The following is a 17336-nucleotide window of genomic DNA, read 5'->3' on the forward strand; positions in this document are numbered from 1 at the left end:
ACGCCAAGAACGCAAGGAAAGGTCGCAACAAGGGGACCCACATGGCTTTGCCGGTAAAGGATCAGCTAAGATACTGGGGCGTCGTTGCCGTGGTTATCGTGCTGCTGCTCTGGGCGCTTGGGGACGTCCTTTTGCCCTTCGTTATTGGCGGCGCGATCGCCTATTTTCTGGATCCGGTTGCAGACCGGCTGGAAAGACTGGGCCTGTCGCGCATGGCCGCGACCGCAATCATCACAGTCGTCGGGGTTTTGGGGTTTGTCCTGATGATCCTGATGGTGGTTCCCGCCCTGATCACGCAGTTGTTGGATCTGATCGATGTGTTGCCCAACCTGTTCAAGGAACTGCGCGGGTTCATCGAAAAACAGTTCCCGGCCCTTCTGGATCAGGACTCGAACACGCATCAGATGCTGATCTCGTTCGGCGAAATGCTGAAATCTAAAACCGGGGATGTGCTGCAGACCGTCCTCAGCTCTCTGGGATCCGCGCTGAACATCGTTGTTCTCTTGGTCATCGTGCCCGTTGTCGCCGTTTACTTACTGCTGGACTGGGATCGGATGATCGCCCGGATCGCCGAGCTGTTGCCACGCGACCACGCGCCGACCATCAAACGTTTGGCGGGCGAGATCGATGCTGTTCTTGCGTCTTTTGTACGCGGGATGGGGACGGTTTGTCTGATCCTTGGCACATACTACGCAGTCGCCCTGATGCTGGTGGGTCTGCAATTCGGCCTGATCGTTGGGTTCATTGCCGGTCTGGTCACCTTTATTCCCTATCTCGGGGCGCTGATTGGCGGAAGTTTGGCAATTGGTTTGGCACTGTTTCAGTTTTGGGGAGATTGGACCCATATCGGATTGGTCGCTGGAATATTTGCACTGGGCCAGGTGACCGAAGGCAATTTCCTGACGCCCAAACTGGTCGGCAGTTCGGTCGGGTTGCACCCTGTTTGGCTGCTACTTGCGCTGTCGGTGTTTGGCGCATTGTTTGGCTTTGTCGGAATGCTGATCGCGGTTCCGGTTGCTGCCGCGTTGGGCGTGCTGGCGCGGTTCGCAACGTCCCTGTATCTGGACAGCCGCCTGTACACGGGTTTGCATGGCCAGGATCAGGAAGACGAATAAATGGCTCGGCAATTGAGCTTTGATCTACCGGCAAAGACTGCGCTGGGCCGAGAGGATTTCTTTGTCTCACCAGCCAATGCGTTGGCAGTGGCAATGATATCGGCCACGTCCTGGCCGGGAAACAAGCTGGTTCTGAGCGGCCCGGCGGGCGCTGGCAAGACGCATCTGGCACATGTCTGGGCGGCCGAAACAGGCGGGCGTATCGTTCAAGCTCCGGCACTTCGGTATGACGACGTACCGGAGCTGGCGCAGGCGTCAATCGCGGTTGAAGATGTCCCTAATATTGCAGGCGACATGGAGCAGCAAAAAGCACTGTTTCACCTGCACAATCTGGTTCTGGCCGAAGGGCGCGCCTTGTTGATGACCGGGCGTTTGGCGCCAAATCTGTGGCAATTGCCTCTGGCAGATTTGCAAAGCCGGGTCGAAGGTGCCCATCATGTCGCACTGGACCCGCCCGATGACGCCTTGTTGGGGGCGGTGCTGGCGAAACTGTTCCTGGACAGACAGTTGAACCCCGCCCCAGACGTGATCTCTTATTTGGTCAAACACATGGATCGGCGCTTTGAAACTGCCGCTGATATGGTGGCGCAGTTGGATCAGCTGGCGCTGTCCGAGAAACGCGACATCACCCGCGCGCTGGCGGTTCGGGTTCTGAATTCAAATATTAATTCGGTTGATCCCGATGATTGACCCGCAGGCGTCGATTTCGCATCCTGCGCCCGCAACACTTGGAAAAGACATGGATCAGACTGTCGATACCGACATCCCGGATTGGGGACCTTTCGGAAAACCTTTGTTCGATGACCCGGGAACCCGAGCCTTGTCGAGGGTTGGGGTTGTCGATGTGGGGTCGAACTCGGTCCGTATGGTGATCTTTGACGGCGCGGCGCGATCGCCCGCCTATTTCTACAATGAAAAAGTGATGTGCGAACTGGGCGCGGGCCTGTCGGAAACCGGCTGTCTCAACCCGCGCGGACGAGAACGCGCACTGGCTGCATTGCGGCGGTTTCAGCAGCTTGCACAGGATCTGGATCTGCCGGGTTTGCATGTCGTAGCCACTGCCGCCGTACGCGAAGCCAAAGATGGCCCAGATTTCTGCGAACAGGTTCAGGGCGAAACCGGGCTGCATGTTGGTGTCATCGATGGTCAGGAAGAGGCGCGCCTGTCAGCACAAGGCGTGCTTTTGGGCTGGCCCGGCGCATATGGCCTGATTTGCGATATTGGCGGTTCTTCGATGGAACTGGCTGAAATCGGCGATGGTCAGGTTGGTCGGCGGGTAACTTCTGCCCTTGGTCCGCTGAAGTTGCGCGATATCAAGGGCGGACGACGCGCGCGCAAGGCGCATATCAAAAGCACGATGGAAGAGCTGCGCGACCAGATGGGTCCACAGCGAGATAGGCTGTTTCTCGTTGGCGGCAGTTGGCGGGCCTTTGCCCGACTGGACATGTTGCGGCGAGGATACCCGCTGAACGTTCTTCATGAATACCGCATGACCACCAAACAAGTGCGTGAAACGATCAAATTCATCGAAAAGAATGACCGTGACAAGCTGCGCAGCCAGGCCGGTGTTTCCAGCTCGCGCATGGCGCTGATCCCCTATGCGATGGATGTGCTGGCCCGGCTGATAAGGACGTTCAAACCCAAAGATATCGCAATCTCAAGCTACGGAATTCGCGAAGGACTGTTGTACGAGCAGATGTCGCAAGAACAGCGCGATCGTGATCCCTTGATCGAAGCCAGCCGGTTTTCCGAATCCAAAGACGCCCGCCTGCCCGGATTTGGCCGTCATCTGTATGATTTCGTAACACCCCTGTTCAAATCCGCCCCGCCGACACGCATTCGGTTGATCAAGGCGGCCTGCCTACTGCATGACGTCAGCTGGCGTGCGCATCCGGACTATCGCGCCGAGGTCTGTTTCGACAATGTCACCCGCGCAAATCTGGGCGGTCTGAAACATTCGGAACGGGTTTTCATTGGTCTCGCCCTGCAACACAGGTATCGCAACAAGCGCGAAGGCAACCGGTTTGCCCCGCTGTACGAGCTTTTGGACGAGAAGGACCAGAAACAGGCCGAGATATTGGGCAAAGCGATGCGTTTTGGGGCAATGCTTTGGATGCATAGCGACGCCAATATGGGCCGCTTGCGGTTCTACCCGAAGAAGCGAGAGCTTGAGCTGTTTCTGCCCAAAGCCGCCGAACCGCTGTTCAATGAGGTTGCCGAGGCACGGCTGAACTCTCTGGCGAACGCGCTGAAATCCGATGCGCGTGTCATCGTAAAGGGCTGACCCGGACGACAATCAGATGTCGGTTGCACCTTCGGATTCTTCTTCCGGTTCAACATCTTCCGGTGGGTCCAGCGTCGGTTTCTTTCGGATGATGATATCGCCATTCGGCAATACCTCAGGCGTTTCATAAACGCTCCAGTCCTGGATCTCACCAGCCAACTCGGCCAAAGCCGGGCCCATTTCTTCAAAGAATGACTGCATTGCGGGGCCGAAGTCGTCAGCCAGCCCCAGTAACTCATCCAGCGCCGGTTCCATTTCCTTGCGCAGACCTTCAAAAAACAGCTCGGCCCCCTGTTCCATCAGGGATTTGCCATTATCCTCTTGCGCAACAGCCGGCGCACCCAAGGCACCAACTATCGAACTAATCATCAGAATCCGTTTCATGAGTTAAATATAGGCGACCCAATGCATGCTTGAAAGGTCACAGCTCGATATCCAGCGTGACGGGGAAATGATCCGAGGCGGTCAGCAAGGAATCGCGCAGGTCGGGCGAGGTCCAGCAGGCCGTATCGCGAAACGGGTGCCAGATGCGCCAAGCGGGTCGGCGGGCCCGCAGATCTTCGCTGATCATGATGTAGTCCAGCAAGGCTTCGAGGAATGTGCCCTCGTTTGGGCGGGCAAACCGGGCCGTGGACAGGACAGAACCGGGCCGTGGTCCATGGGCAGTGGCCGCATGCGGATCATACAAACCGGCCTGCAACAGTATTTCCACCGAGGAGCGCCCGAACAAATGCTCAAACTCATCCAGGCCGGGCCCGTCATTCAGATCGCCCAGTAATATCACCGGCTCGTCCGCGCCGATGTGCGTTTCGACCCGCCGGGACAGCCAGATCGCCTGCGCCAACTGCTTGCGGCGGTTGGCAATCGAGATGCGGATCGCTTCATCTCGCGAGTCCGCCCCGTGCGGCGCTTTGGATTTCAGATGTGCACCGATCAGCCGAAACTCGGCACCTGCATGCGTCCGCACCGCCAGTTCCATTGGTGGCTTTGAGAACTGAATCACGTCCTCGGTCGCGTCAATGTCCAAATCGATCCGAAAATCGCCATCAAATCGCGGCGCGCGCGTCGACGCCACATCCCCTTTTGGATCATGGCGTGCGGTCAATACATCGCGATCATAGAGCAACGCCAATTCCTGATGGGTGTCATTGGCAAACCCCATAAGCGCATTGGACGTCCTCAGGCCAAACGCCTCGGCAAATTGCTGCAGAGCGCGAACTGTATTCTGGGTCTTGCCGGTGTTCGGCGCTTCGACGATCAGGATGGCATCGGCATCAATTGCCGTCAGGACTTTGGCGATGGCCTCAACCTGTTGCGCCTTGGTAACGTCGTGGCGGCCCGACCAGCTGTCATCGACAATCAGATTGTCTTTTCGGTCAAACAGGTTGGCAAACCACTCGATATTATAGGTCGCCAGTCGCATGTGATCAGGCCCGCACGCCTTTGATTTCGTCCCAGGCGCGGTTGATATCGATCATCTTCTTTTCGGCCAGGCGAATGGCTTCTTCTGGAACACCCCGCGCCATCATCGCGTCGGGATGCGTTTCGCGAACCAACTGGCGCCAGATTTTGCGAATATCAGACACCGGCATGTCGCGCGGCACGCCAAGGACCGTGTAAGGATCATTCGGCGCGTCAGGCACGAATCGAGCCCGCAGAGCCATGAACTGGGCGTCGGTCTGACCAAAGATGTGGCTGACGTCTTCCAAGAACTCATTCTCGTTGGGGTGGTAGAACCCATCGGCCATGGCGATGTGAAACAGGCCCTCCATCAAGTCACACAAAGCGGTGCTGTCCTCAGAGAACATCCGTGCAATTCTTTGAGCGTAATCCTGATACCCGGCGACATCCGTGCGCGCCATATTGAAGACGCGCGCTGCGCCCTCTTCGTCCTCCCGCGCGATCTGGAAGACGTCGCGAAAAGCGGTCACCTCGTCCCGAGTCACTTGCCCGTCTGCCTTGGCCATCTTGGCGCCCAAAGCGATTACGGCAATCGTGAAGGCCACGGACCGTTCGGGCGGCGTACGCAGCTTCTCAAAAACAGCGGTCAGACTTTCGCCCTGAGCAAGCGCGCTGAGCGCATCGGATATTCTGAGCCAGATCGACATGGTCGTACCCTAGCGCCACAAAACCGGACTGTCAGGTGCGACAGATCACTCAGGTAAAAGAATTTTCTGCATCAACACAAGATCCAGCCGGTGTCCCCATTTAAACCCCACTTCGGGCATATGACCAACTTCGGCAAAACCCAATGCGGCGTGAAAGGCCACAGCCGCAGGGTTCGCTGCAGATATCGCGGCAATCAACACATGCACGCCTTCTGTCTGTGCTGCCTTCTGCAATTTTGCCATCAACAGACGACCCAGCCCGCTGCCGCGCCCGCCGGGCGCAAGCTGTATCGAGTGTTCGCGGCATTGCGTGTATCCCGGACCGGAACGGAACGGGCCATAGGTGGCAAAGCCAACCACTTCACCCTCATGCTCGGCCACAAGGAAACCGGGGCCGCGGGCCTTGATATCGGCGACGATACTTTCAGCACAGCGTTCATTCGTTGTGAACGTCACCAGCGTGTCGCGAATAATCGCGTTGGTGATCGTGGCTATAGCGGCAGCATCCTTTACCCGTGCCCGACGGATGTTCATTCCAACACACGCATCCCATGTGGTGTCTCGATTTCGGCATGCAAGGCGGCTGGGCCGGGTTCGAAAACCACATCTGTTAACTCACCCAAATGTTGAGCCAACGTCAGCGCATCGGGATGACTGACCACCAACCGGTTCAATCGGCAGCCGCTTTCGTTCAACATTTGGGCTGGATGCAGATCGCCTTGCCATTGGATAAGCGCGGGAAACAGATTGTTATACGGCAAACGGCCATCGGGTGGCACGGCCATCCGCCAGCGTAATGCCCCGCGGGTCAAATCAATCGGCTGACCAACACCCTCTGGAAACGCGGACAAGGCGGCCTCAATGTCTGGTACGCGGCAAATCCAGTTGGTCAGGCGGGGCGGACCTGCAAACCGGTCCAGATCGAACCATCTTGTGCGTTGCGGGTGGCGCGCATTTGGATCAATGGCGATCGCCTCGAGGTAAAGCCCGTCCTTCAGACCCAAAAGCTGGTTATGCGTTCCAAACTTCTCGTGCTTGCCGCCTGCTTGCAGTTTGACCCCAAGGGCATCCTCGACATGGGCTGTCGCCTCTTCCAGAGTGGCCCCGGCCACCGCGATATGATCCAGTTTCATAGCACCTCCCAAACACGTTCAGCCTACCTTTGAACCAAATGGGCGCAAGCCAAAGCTGCGCCCATTTTTTTCACTATTGAATGCGAGGTTCGAAGTTCGCAGAACCCTCTCACAGCGAGGGCGTCCCCTGTCCCTTCCTTAGTCGCATGCCTCAGCAATCAGGCGCAGTATGTCCTGCGCAGCCTCTGGGATATTGGTGCCTGGGCCAAAGATTGCCTTGACTCCATGGTCATAGAGAAACTGGTAATCCTGCTGTGGGATAACGCCGCCACAGATCACGATAATATCGCCTGCTCCGGCTTTCTTGAGCTCTTCCACCAGCTGTGGCGCCAAGGTTTTGTGCCCCGCCGCCTGTGAAGAAATGCCAACAACATGCACATCATTGTCGACAGCATCTTGTGCTGCTTCGGCTGGCGTTTGGAACAGCGGCCCCACATCGACGTCAAAACCGATATCGGCAAAGGCCGTGGCGATCACTTTCGCGCCACGATCATGCCCGTCCTGCCCCATCTTGACGACCAGAAGGCGGGGACGACGACCTTCCGTTTCCGCAAATTCCTCGATGGATTTCTGGATCGCGGCAAAACCTTCGTCGCCTTCATACGCAGCCCCGTAGACCCCGGCCAGTGTCTTGACCTCGGCGCGGTGGCGGCCGAATTCCTTTTCCATTGCCATGCTGATCTCTCCTACGGATGCGCGGGCGCGGGCGGCTTCAACCGCTGCGGCCAGAAGGTTACCGCCCTCGCGGGCAGTGGTGGTCAGGGCGTCCAATGCTGACTGGCACGCGACTTCGTCCCGCGTCGCGCGGATGCGTTCCAGCCGTGCAATCTGCGCTTGGCGCACGGCGACGTTGTCGACATCCAGAATGTCGATCGGGTCTTCCTGTTTCTTGCGGTACTTGTTGACGCCAACAACCACCTCTTCCCCGCGATCGATCATCGCTTGACGGCGCGCGGCGCTTTCCTCAATCCGCAGTTTGGGCATGCCACTGGCGACGGCTTTGGTCATGCCGCCCATCTCCTCGACCTCTTGCATCAGCGCCCATGCCTTCTCGACCAACTCATTGGTCAAGCTTTCGATGTAGTAAGAGCCCGCCAATGGATCGACCACATCCGTCACCCCTGTTTCTTCCTGCAGCACCAGTTGCGTGTTGCGCGCGATGCGGGCCGAGAAATCGGTGGGCAGGGCAATCGCTTCGTCCAGAGCGTTTGTATGCAGTGACTGCGTGCCACCCAAAACCGCGCTCATCGCCTCATAAGCGGTGCGGATGACGTTGTTATAAGGGTCTTGTTCCTGCAGAGACACGCCCGAGGTCTGGCAATGAGTCCGCAGCATTTTGGACCGCTCGGACTTCGCGCCGAATTCGGTCATCACCCGGTGCCACAACGTCCGAGCTGCGCGCAGCTTGGCAATCTCCATGAAAAAATTCATGCCAATGGCAAAGAAAAACGACAGCCGACCCGCGAATTTGTCGACATCCATCCCGGCCTCAGTCGCGGCGCGGACGTATTCGCGCCCGTCGGCCAGCGTATAGGCCAGCTCCTGCACCAGGTTCGCCCCGGCCTCCTGCATGTGATAGCCAGAGATTGAGATCGAATTGAACTTGGGCATATCGTTCGAGGTGTATTCGATAATGTCCGAGATGATCCTCATCGAGGGTTCAGGCGGGTAGATATATGTGTTGCGCACCATGAACTCTTTCAGAATGTCATTCTGAATGGTGCCCGCCAGCAGCGACTTGTCATGCCCCTGCTCCTCACCTGCAACGATGAAGCTGGCCAGAATCGGGACCACCGCACCGTTCATCGTCATCGAGACCGAGACCTTGTCCAGCGGGATGCCGTCGAACAGGATTTTCATATCCTCAACCGAGTCGATGGCCACGCCTGCTTTACCGACATCACCAACAACGCGCGGGTGATCGCTGTCATAGCCCCGGTGGGTGGCCAGATCGAAGGCTACAGAGACCCCCTGCTGACCGGCCGCAAGGTTGCGGCGGTAGAACGCGTTTGATTCCTCGGCCGTTGAAAATCCGGCATATTGCCGGATGGTCCACGGACGGCCCGCATACATCGTCGCCTTCACGCCACGCGTGAACGGCCCGAACCCGGGCATGGACCCCATATGTGGCAGATCAGCGGTGTCTTCCTGCGTGTAGAGCGGCTTGACCTCGATACCTTCCAGAGTTTCCTTGGTCAGGTCGTCCAACGGTCGTCCGCGCAGTTCTTTCTCGGCCAGCGCGCGCCAGTCGTTTGTGTCAGTCATTGAGTTATCCTCTCGTCATTTCGGATCGCGCAGGACTAAACCTGTGCGTAAATGTGTTAGGGGCCGCCGGTTCGGATGCGGCCAAGCGCGACATTTTGAATGTTCGGTGCATTTCGCCGGTCGCATTCGGGCGCACAGGGGCTATATTCAACAGAACAGGAGGCCCTATGACTCGAACGCTTGTCCTTGTTTTTTCGGCACTATTCCCTTTGGTCGCACTGGCCGCTGACGGCGCCGCGCCAGTTGATGATGCGTTTGTCCGCCCGGTTGGCGACAGCGAGTTGGACGATTTTCTTTGGACCCATCGTCCGATCATCGTTTTTGCTGACACCCCGGCAGACCCAAGGTTCCAACAGCAAATCGACATGCTGACAGAGGGCGAAGATGTGATGCGGGACCGTGATGTCGTGGTTCTGACCGATACCGACCCGTCGGCCCGTTCCGCAATCCGGTCCAAGCTGCGCCCGCGTGGGTTCCAGATGGTTTTCGTCGACAAGGATGGTGTCGTGAAACTGCGCAAGCCCGCACCGTGGAGCGTGCGGGAAATCGGGCGTTCCATCGATAAAACGCCCCTGCGCGAACGGGAAATCCGTGACCGGCGTGGCGGGAATTGAGCCGCGCCGCGCTTGTAAAACCTGTTGGATTCACCTATATTTAGAACACGCAGGGCATTGTGTCCTGCGAGCAAACAAGGAAAGGACAACTGGATGGAAAAAGATCCCAACATTCCGTTTACTCCGATCCCTGTGACAGGTCGGACCGGACCCCGGCCGGGTTACTGAGTTTTTTGGCCAGCCTTTCGGCTGCTGGCTGACCTTTATCCGCATATTCCTTGATCAGACGAAGCGCGAATTGCCCCATGGCAAATGCGCTTTTTCGCGTTTCAAAATAGTCGCGATACATCAGGATGCGCCGTTCCTGTGCCATGTCAGGACTGCGAAATACATCGCCGCGCATATCTTCGGCCTGCGCCGCTATTGATTTGATCAGACTGTAGTAGGCAACCACCGCATCAATGGTGATGCGCGGCAGAACCTCGATTTCATCAACAAGAGAATCATAGACAAAATCGTGATGCTCACGCGGGATCAGGGGAATGAAATCCAGGTCCGCGGTCATCCGTGCGACCATCGCCTCGGCCTCGTCTTCAGCCTTACCGCGATCCCACAGAACCTGTAGCGTGTTCCCGATCTCGGCATAGAGCGCTTTGTGATAGTCCCGCAGCTTTTCCGCCTTATCCCGGGATTTCCCCAGTTCGCCGAAAATCGCAGTTGTTAACCAACCTGTGGTGATCACAAAGCCTGCAATGATCGCTGCCCAGATGCGTTCATCAAAATCAGTTCGCACGGCCATAATCGCCAGCCCGCTGCCGAAGATAACCAGCAGTGGAAGGGCAATATTCAGGATGAATTGCACAAATACGCGGCGTGCCACATGGGCATCCTCGGACACCCAAAAGGCAATCACGAGGACGGTGCAGGCGGCTACTGCCAGCAAAAGCCAGTTATTTGTGAGAAACTCGGTCATCAGCCGATTATTCGAACTCCATAATCACATCATCAACAGCCAGACTGTCACCCGAACCTGCGTTGATCTTGGTCACAACGCCTTTCTTTTCGGCACGCAGGATGTTTTCCATCTTCATCGCCTCGACCGTGCACAGCGCCTGACCTTCCTGAATTTCCTCGCCAACCTCGACGTTGATCTTCACGATCAGGCCGGGCATCGGGCAAAGCAGCATTTTTGACGTATCGGGCGGTAGTTTATCGGGCATCATGCGGGCCAGTTCCGCCTGACGTGGGGTGCGCACATGCACCTTAAGATCAGCGCCGCGATTGCGAATGCGAAATCCACCGGACACTTTGCCAACCTTCAGAATCAATGGGCTGTCGTCGACGTCCAGAACCGCCAACTGGTTCCCCGGCGTCCAGTCTGATGCCACTCGCAGCACGCCACCATCCGAGAATGCCACAGTCGAACCGTTTTGATCAGCCTCGATGGTGACCTCGAATTCCCGATCTTGCAACGTGACGACCCAATCAGTGCCAACCTTGCGCTCGTGGTTGTCCATTCGGCCCGAGACGCGGGCACGTCGAATTTCTGCAACGCGATGCATCGCTGCACAGGAGGCTGCGATACGGCGCAGGTCAGCTTCGGGCAGTTCAACACCCTCGAATCCATCAGGGTATTCTTCGGCGATGAAAGCAGTTGTCATGTCGCCACTGATGAAAATGGGGTGATCCATGACTGCCGAAAGGAACGGCAAGTTGTGCCCAATGCCTTCAACTTCGAAACTGTCCAGCGCCACGCGCATGGCCTCGATCGCCTGATCCCGGGTCGGCGCCCAGGTACACAGTTTGGCGATCATCGGGTCGTAGTACATGCTGATCTCGCCGCCTTCATAGACGCCGGTGTCATTGCGCACGGCGGCCGCGCCTTCCGGTGCTTCCCCCTGCCACTTACCATTGATCAACATCGGACCAGCGGCAGTTTCCTGCGGCGGGCGATAACGGGTCAGACGACCGATTGATGGCAGGAAACCACGATACGGATCTTCGGCATACAGCCGGTTTTCGATGGCCCAGCCCGTCAGGGTGACATCATCCTGTGTGATCGACAAAGGCTCACCAGCAGCGACGCGGATCATCTGTTCAACCAGATCGACCCCGGTGATCAGCTCGGTTACGGGGTGTTCCACCTGCAGGCGGGTGTTCATTTCGAGGAAATAGAAATTCTTGTCGCCATCGACGATGAATTCGACCGTGCCCGCGCTGGCATAGCCCACCGCCTTGGCCAGGGCGACCGATTGCTCGCCCATGGCGCGACGGGTCGCTTCATCCAGGAAGGGGGATGGTGCTTCTTCCACCACTTTCTGATTCCGGCGCTGGATCGAACATTCGCGCTCGCCCAAATAGACACCGTTGCCATGACTGTCGCAGAGAACCTGAATTTCGATGTGGCGCGGCTGCGTCACGAATTTCTCGATGAAAATCCGGTCGTCGCCAAAAGAGTTCGCGGCCTCATTCTTCGACGACTGGAACCCTTCGCGCGCCTCTTCGTCGTTCCAGGCAATCCGCATGCCCTTACCGCCACCTCCGGCACTGGCTTTGATCATCACCGGATAACCGACTTCATTGGAGATCTTCACGGCGTCATCCGCATCTTCGATCAGCCCCATATACCCGGGCACGGTCGAGACGTCGGCTTCCTGCGCGATTTTTTTTGACGTGATCTTGTCGCCCATCGCCTCGATTGCGCCTTTCGGGGGGCCCACAAAGGCAACACCTTCGGCCTCAAGCGCTTCGGCGAATTTGGCGTTTTCCGACAGGAAACCGTAGCCCGGGTGGACCGCCTGCGCACCGCTTTGACGGATCGCATCCATGACCTTGTCGATCACAATGTAGGATTGGTTGGCCGGGGCCGGACCTATATGCACAGCCTCATCCGCCATCTCAACATGCAGAGCCTGACGGTCCGCATCCGAATAGATGGCGATCGTGCCGATGCCCATCTTACGCGCGGTCTTGATAACGCGGCAGGCGATCTCGCCCCGGTTGGCGATCAGGATCTTGTTGAACATGTTACGTCCTTTGTCTTGAAGGTCTGAAAACGCAAAAACGCCGCCACAGGGCTTTGACCCCGTAGCGGCGTGTTGCGCGTTATGTGTTGGGGCGCTGCAGGCCCCAAAGAATGTGTTTTAGTTACAGTAGTTCTGTGTCTTGCAATACAGCACGTTGCCGGCTGCACCGACCGCAGCGCCGAATAGCGGGTCGGCGCTAAGGACTGCGGCCCCAACTGCGCCAGCGCCGCCGCCCAGCAACGCCTGTTCGCCAGTGGTGTCGCCGCAGGCCGCAAGGCCCGCACAGGTCGCCAATGCAAAGAAAATCTGTGGGATTCGCATGTTGTCTGCCCTTCTGATGTTTTTAACTGCTTTGGGTGCAGTTGCCGGGACAAGGGCCTCACAGGCAATAAACGATGCTGTTGATTGAAGTTTTGCGCAGATTTTTGCCGCTTTTTGCCCAAACCATGAGCAAAGAAAAACGCGGGCAGGATGATGTGGAAACCACAAGCCTGCCCGCGGAAGGAAGGGGTACGGAATAGTAGGTGCATGTGCGGCGCAGGCAAAATAGAGCCACACGGCTGCATCAGAATGCACGGCACAATCAGGGCCGCAAGCAAAGTATTGTTTCCTGTCAGGATTCCGGCTGGTTTCTGCCCATTCGGCGAAACACCGCGCAAATTCGTGCCGAGCGGAGGCACACGATAATCTGAACACGGGACATCAAGATACCTTTCTGTGCCGCAGCAAAACCTGTAGCTTGACTGGTCCCAGCGTGCCTGCAGTTGCAACGCCATACCCCGATCCCGCCCCTCAAGGGGCGGAATTTCGTCCTTATGGGCCGGAAGATCTGGCGTCGGGGCGCACATACTCAGGACACCTCGCCAAAGAGGTCGGGAAAAGACGCTCGGGCGACATTCAGATCGATCATCAGCAACGCATCATAGCTTGCCGGATCAAACGGATCTTCTGCCGGGATAACCTCGCGTTCGAACAGCCAACTGATCCGACCCGCGTCCAGATTTCCGCGTTCAAAGGGCTGATCCCCGAAATGCGCCCATAGCGCTTCCATGAAAGCAGCATCCGCACGCCGATCCGCCGGTTTACGGTCGCGGAATCTCTCACGCTTGGTCAGCGGAGTGACACCTTTTGGGTTGGCCCGGCGAATGGTGAACTGAAAGTCCGTACCCGTCAGGCGGCCAGGAAATCCGCGATGTTTCAGCATTTCGGCCCCTCGATCGCGTTGGTCTTCATCAGGTTGGAAATTTTGCATCCGTAAAAGGATGGAATCATGTTGCGCACCTCCAAAGCCGCACGGTTGGTCTGAGACGTTCTGAGATCATGAAAACAATGGTTCATGGTCAGAGTCCCTCCCAGATACACTGGGACTGCTCCAGCCGGTAGGCTTCGAAAAACTGCGTTGCATCCGGGGCGGCATCCCCGAATTCAATTGGGCGGTCAGATAGCGAAACAACGACCCGGGCAGGGTCCAACTGGTGCTGGGCCACATAGGCGATAGCTAATGTCTGACACAGGTGTTCCATGTCTTTTGTAGCCACATCATAGCCGATCCGCCCCACAGAGGATCCGATCTTTGGCGCAATAAAACGGAACCGCACCCACAACTCGCCGGGGTTATTGTCCAGAAGAACATCGCTCAGGTGAACTGGCTGACCCGAGGGCACCGGCAACAATGCCTCTGTCTCGGCAAAAACCGGGGTGCCAAAAATGAAAATTATCAGACCAATGGCGCGATCCCGGGCCCGCCAGCGGCAGGCTCCTCCTTCCGGGATCGCGCGCGCAGTGCTGTTGGCCTGCGCGGTTCTATGTCTGATGAGCTGGATCATTCAACTATTTGGCGGTTTTTGTCAAACACGCCTGATTTCAGGCACCTTCCATGCATTTCGCCACACCTTTCCGAGGGTTAAAGCGGAATATTGTCGTGCTTTTTCCACGGGTTTTTCAACTGTTTGCCTCGCAAACTCGCAAACGCCTTGGAAACGCGGCGGCGGGTCGAATGCGGCATGATCACCTCATCAATAAAGCCACGCTCGGCCGCGACAAACGGGTTGGCAAACCTGTCTTCGTAGTCCTGCGTATGCTGGGCGATCTTGTCCGCGTCACTAAGGTCTGCGCGGTGAATGATCTCGGTTGCGCCTTTGGCGCCCATCACCGCGATCTCGGCCGTGGGCCACGCGTAGTTGAAATCGCCGCGCAGATGTTTGGACGCCATAACGTCATAGGCCCCACCGTATGCTTTGCGAGTGATCACAGTCACCTTTGGTACCGTTGCTTCACCATAGGCAAACAGCAACTTGGCGCCATGTTTGATGACCCCGCCGTACTCCTGACTTGTGCCGGGCAGGAACCCGGGAACATCGACTAAGGTCAGGATCGGAATCTCGAAGCAATCACAGAAACGAACGAACCGTGCCGCCTTGCGTGAACTGTCGATGTCCAGACACCCGGCCAGAACCATCGGCTGGTTGGCAACAACACCCACGGTTTGACCCTCCAGACGGATGAAACCGGTGATGATATTCTTGGCAAAATCTTCCTGAATTTCGTAGAAATCACCCTCATCCGCCACTTTGGTGATCAGTTCCTTCATGTCGTACGGCGTGTTGGCGTTGTCAGGGATCAACGTGTCCAGAGAGCTTTCGATCCGACCCGGTTCGTCAAAGAACGGGCGAACGGGCGGCTTCTCGCGATTGTTAAGCGGCAGGAAATCGACAAGGCGTCGTACTTCTGCCAACGCCTCGACATCGTTTTCAAACGCGCCATCCGCGACTGAAGATTTCTTGGTGTGGGTCGACGCGCCCCCCAGTTCCTCGGCCGTGACAACTTCGTTCGTGACGGTTTTCACGACCTCCGGGCCAGTCACAAACATGTAGGACGTATCTTTGACCATGAAGATAAAGTCTGTCATCGCCGGGCTGTAGACAGCACCACCGGCACAGGGGCCCATGATCACGCTGATCTGCGGCACCACGCCCGAGGCCATGATATTACGCTGGAACACTTCGGCGTAGCCCGCCAAAGACGCCACCCCTTCCTGGATTCGCGCCCCGCCCGAGTCGTTAATGCCGATCACTGGTGCGCCATTTTGCACCGCCATATCCATGATCTTGCAAATCTTCTGCGCGTGGGTTTCCGACAGCGATCCGCCGAAAACAGTGAAATCCTGGCTGAACACATAAACCATCCGACCGTTGATCGTGCCCCAACCTGTGACGACCCCGTCACCCGCAGGTTTTTGTTTTTCCATTCCGAAATCGGTGCAACGGTGGCTAACGAACATGTCGAGCTCTTCAAAGCTGCCTTCGTCCAGCAGCAATTCGACACGCTCACGCGCTGTCAATTTTCCGCGCGCATGCTGCGCATCAATCCGCCGTTGTCCGCCACCCAGCCGGGCTTCGTTGCGGCGGTCTTCAAGCTCGGAAAGGATGTCTTTCATGGCGATAATCCCCTGTAAAATCTGAGCGGACCCTATATGTTTCGACGCCTCTGCCAAAGAGGTTTTCGGCAAATTTGCAAAGTTTTGGCAACCATAAATTGCCAAAGTGTAAATTTGCTAAGTTTCGAATTGAAGCGGGCAGACGTCTGGCAATCCGGATTTCCGTGACTATACATGTGAACCATGCAGTTCAGTTCGTCTGCGGTTCGCCGCACGCCGCCTTCAATTACAACGCTTGTCTTACTCTCGGGGCTGTCAGCCCTGAGTATGAATCTGTTTCTGCCAAGCCTGCCCAACATGGCTCTGCATTTCGAAACCGATTACAAGGTCATGCAGCTGTCCATTGCCTTGTACCTGTTGGTTAATGCTGTTCTGCAAATCCTGATCGGTCCGATCGCCGACAAAGCCGGGCGCAGACCAGTGTTGCTGTGGGGGCTGAGCTTGTTTCTGCTGGCAACCCTTGGCTGCATCTATGCGCCAAGCGCCGAGGTCTTTCTGGCGTTCCGAATGTGCCAGGCGGTGGTAGTGGTCGGAATGGTCCTGAGCCGTGCGGCCGTTCGCGACCTTTATGATCAAGACCAAGCCGCATCCATGATCGGTTATGTCACAATGGGAATGGCCGTGGTTCCGATGATCGGCCCTGCCATTGGAGGATTGCTTGAAGAAAGCTTTGGTTGGAGGGCCAACTTCTGGCTGCCCTTTGCGGTTGGCGCCCTGACCCTGGCCCTGACCTACACGGATTTCGGCGAAACCTCGGCCAAAAGCGGCAAGACGCTGCTACAGCAATTCCGGGAATATCCCGAGCTGCTGACGTCTCCGCGGTTCTGGGGTTATTCATTGTCATCGGCGTTTTCATCAGGTGCGTTTTTTGCCTATCTCGGCGGGGCACCCTTCATTGGCACCGAACTGTTCGGGATGAGCGCTGCCGAAGTCGGCATTTATTTTGGCGCGCCGGCGGTCGGCTATTTTATCGGCAATTTCATAAGCGGGCGATACTCTGTACGCTTTGGCGTGAATCGCATGGTTCTCTGGGGATGCTGGCTCAACGCCTTAGGCGTGGCACTTTCCGCCGTTTTATTTCTGGCCGGATTGGGAACCGCGCTTAGCTTCTTTGGCTTTATGACATTCGTCGGCGTTGGCAACGGGATGACCATCCCAAATGCAACCTCAGGCGCGTTGTCAGTGCGCCCACATCTGGCAGCAACAGCCTCAGGCCTCAGTGGCGCAATCATGCTGGGTGGCGGCGCAGGTCTAAGCGCACTTGCCGGTGCCGTTTTGACAAAAGAAACCGGAGCGATGCCACTATTGTGGCTCATGCTTACGACGGCCGTTCTGGCCATTGCAGCCATCAGTGTTGTTATCTGGCGCGAACGGCAATTGGGGCTCTAACGCAGCTTGCCCTCAGGGGTTTGCAA

General features: G+C 57.1%; 18 protein-coding genes. 6 read left to right on the forward strand and 12 right to left on the reverse strand.

What is annotated here, in order from left to right:
- Positions 1–41 precede the first annotated feature (41 nt).
- Genes D9K61_RS25935 through D9K61_RS25945 form a run of 3 tightly spaced genes read left to right on the forward strand, consistent with a single transcriptional unit; the run spans position 42 to position 3399 of the window.
- Entirely contained in the window at positions 42–1115 is a 1074-nt protein-coding gene (locus D9K61_RS25935) for an AI-2E family transporter (protein ID WP_120636208.1), read from the forward strand.
- Positions 1116–1805, forward strand: coding sequence for a DnaA ATPase domain-containing protein (locus D9K61_RS25940; protein WP_120636083.1), 690 nt, complete (start codon positions 1116–1118; stop codon positions 1803–1805). It abuts the gene before it with no gap.
- Positions 1806–1854: 49 nt separating this feature from the next.
- Complete coding sequence (locus tag D9K61_RS25945; RefSeq protein ID WP_120636209.1) at positions 1855–3399, forward strand: Ppx/GppA family phosphatase; 1545 nt, start codon at positions 1855–1857, stop codon at positions 3397–3399.
- Positions 3400–3411: 12 nt separating this feature from the next.
- On the opposite strand, the gene D9K61_RS25950 is transcribed toward D9K61_RS25945, so the two are convergent.
- From D9K61_RS25950 to scpA, 6 genes are all read right to left on the reverse strand, one after another.
- Positions 3412–3768: a hypothetical protein gene (locus tag D9K61_RS25950; RefSeq protein WP_254055875.1), complete on the reverse strand. Its 357-nt coding sequence runs from the start codon at positions 3766–3768 to the stop codon at positions 3412–3414.
- Positions 3769–3820: 52 nt separating this feature from the next.
- Positions 3821–4822 (reverse strand): endonuclease/exonuclease/phosphatase family protein, encoded by a 1002-nt coding sequence (locus tag D9K61_RS25955; RefSeq protein WP_120636085.1) that lies wholly within the window; start codon positions 4820–4822, stop codon positions 3821–3823.
- A gap of 4 nt (positions 4823–4826) precedes the next feature.
- Entirely contained in the window at positions 4827–5507 is a 681-nt protein-coding gene (locus D9K61_RS25960) for a molecular chaperone DjiA (protein ID WP_120636086.1), read from the reverse strand.
- A gap of 45 nt (positions 5508–5552) precedes the next feature.
- Positions 5553–6041, reverse strand: coding sequence for a GNAT family N-acetyltransferase (locus D9K61_RS25965; RefSeq protein ID WP_120636087.1), 489 nt, complete (start codon positions 6039–6041; stop codon positions 5553–5555).
- A complete protein-coding gene (locus D9K61_RS25970; RefSeq protein WP_120636088.1) occupies positions 6038–6640 on the reverse strand; it encodes a VOC family protein in 603 nt (200 codons plus the stop codon). Before D9K61_RS25970 ends, D9K61_RS25965 begins: the two co-directional genes overlap by 4 nt.
- A gap of 138 nt (positions 6641–6778) precedes the next feature.
- Positions 6779–8905 carry a methylmalonyl-CoA mutase gene (gene scpA / locus D9K61_RS25975; protein ID WP_120636089.1) on the reverse strand — a complete coding sequence of 709 codons (2127 nt, stop codon included), beginning with the start codon at positions 8903–8905 and terminating at the stop codon, positions 6779–6781.
- A gap of 167 nt (positions 8906–9072) precedes the next feature.
- Between scpA and D9K61_RS25980 the strand changes: the two genes are divergently transcribed.
- Positions 9073–9519, forward strand: a complete 447-nt coding sequence (locus tag D9K61_RS25980; RefSeq protein WP_120636090.1) for a DUF4174 domain-containing protein — start codon at positions 9073–9075, stop codon at positions 9517–9519.
- A 118-nt stretch (positions 9520–9637) separates the two neighbouring features.
- On the opposite strand, the gene D9K61_RS25985 is transcribed toward D9K61_RS25980, so the two are convergent.
- The 3 genes from D9K61_RS25985 to D9K61_RS25995 form a co-directional block, all read right to left on the reverse strand.
- Positions 9638–10432 carry a hypothetical protein gene (locus tag D9K61_RS25985; RefSeq protein WP_120636091.1) on the reverse strand — a complete coding sequence of 265 codons (795 nt, stop codon included), beginning with the start codon at positions 10430–10432 and terminating at the stop codon, positions 9638–9640.
- A gap of 7 nt (positions 10433–10439) precedes the next feature.
- The gene (locus D9K61_RS25990) at positions 10440–12485 is read right to left on the reverse strand and encodes an acetyl/propionyl/methylcrotonyl-CoA carboxylase subunit alpha (RefSeq protein WP_120636092.1); all 2046 of its coding nucleotides are present in this window, start codon (positions 12483–12485) and stop codon (positions 10440–10442) included.
- A gap of 117 nt (positions 12486–12602) precedes the next feature.
- Entirely contained in the window at positions 12603–12806 is a 204-nt protein-coding gene (locus D9K61_RS25995) for a hypothetical protein (protein WP_120636093.1), read from the reverse strand.
- Between the two features lie 74 nt (positions 12807–12880).
- Between D9K61_RS25995 and D9K61_RS27735 the strand changes: the two genes are divergently transcribed.
- Positions 12881–13006, forward strand: a complete 126-nt coding sequence (locus tag D9K61_RS27735; protein ID WP_256386780.1) for a hypothetical protein — start codon at positions 12881–12883, stop codon at positions 13004–13006.
- Between the two features lie 329 nt (positions 13007–13335).
- Here D9K61_RS27735 and D9K61_RS26000 read toward each other — a convergent pair whose 3' ends face one another.
- The 3 genes from D9K61_RS26000 to D9K61_RS26010 all read right to left on the reverse strand — a co-directional run bounded on the left by D9K61_RS26000 (position 13336) and on the right by D9K61_RS26010 (position 15921).
- Positions 13336–13689 (reverse strand): hypothetical protein, encoded by a 354-nt coding sequence (locus tag D9K61_RS26000; protein WP_120636210.1) that lies wholly within the window; start codon positions 13687–13689, stop codon positions 13336–13338.
- 136 nt (positions 13690–13825) lie between these two features.
- Positions 13826–14311 carry a DUF6497 family protein gene (locus D9K61_RS26005; RefSeq protein WP_120636094.1) on the reverse strand — a complete coding sequence of 162 codons (486 nt, stop codon included), beginning with the start codon at positions 14309–14311 and terminating at the stop codon, positions 13826–13828.
- Between the two features lie 77 nt (positions 14312–14388).
- Complete coding sequence (locus tag D9K61_RS26010; RefSeq protein ID WP_120636095.1) at positions 14389–15921, reverse strand: acyl-CoA carboxylase subunit beta; 1533 nt, start codon at positions 15919–15921, stop codon at positions 14389–14391.
- A 183-nt stretch (positions 15922–16104) separates the two neighbouring features.
- Between D9K61_RS26010 and D9K61_RS26015 the strand changes: the two genes are divergently transcribed.
- Positions 16105–17310, forward strand: a complete 1206-nt coding sequence (locus tag D9K61_RS26015; protein WP_120636096.1) for a multidrug effflux MFS transporter — start codon at positions 16105–16107, stop codon at positions 17308–17310.
- Positions 17311–17336: the final 26 nt, after the last annotated feature.

The sequence above is a fragment of the Ruegeria sp. EL01 genome, from assembly GCF_900313035.1.
Lineage (GTDB): Bacteria > Pseudomonadota > Alphaproteobacteria > Rhodobacterales > Rhodobacteraceae > Ruegeria.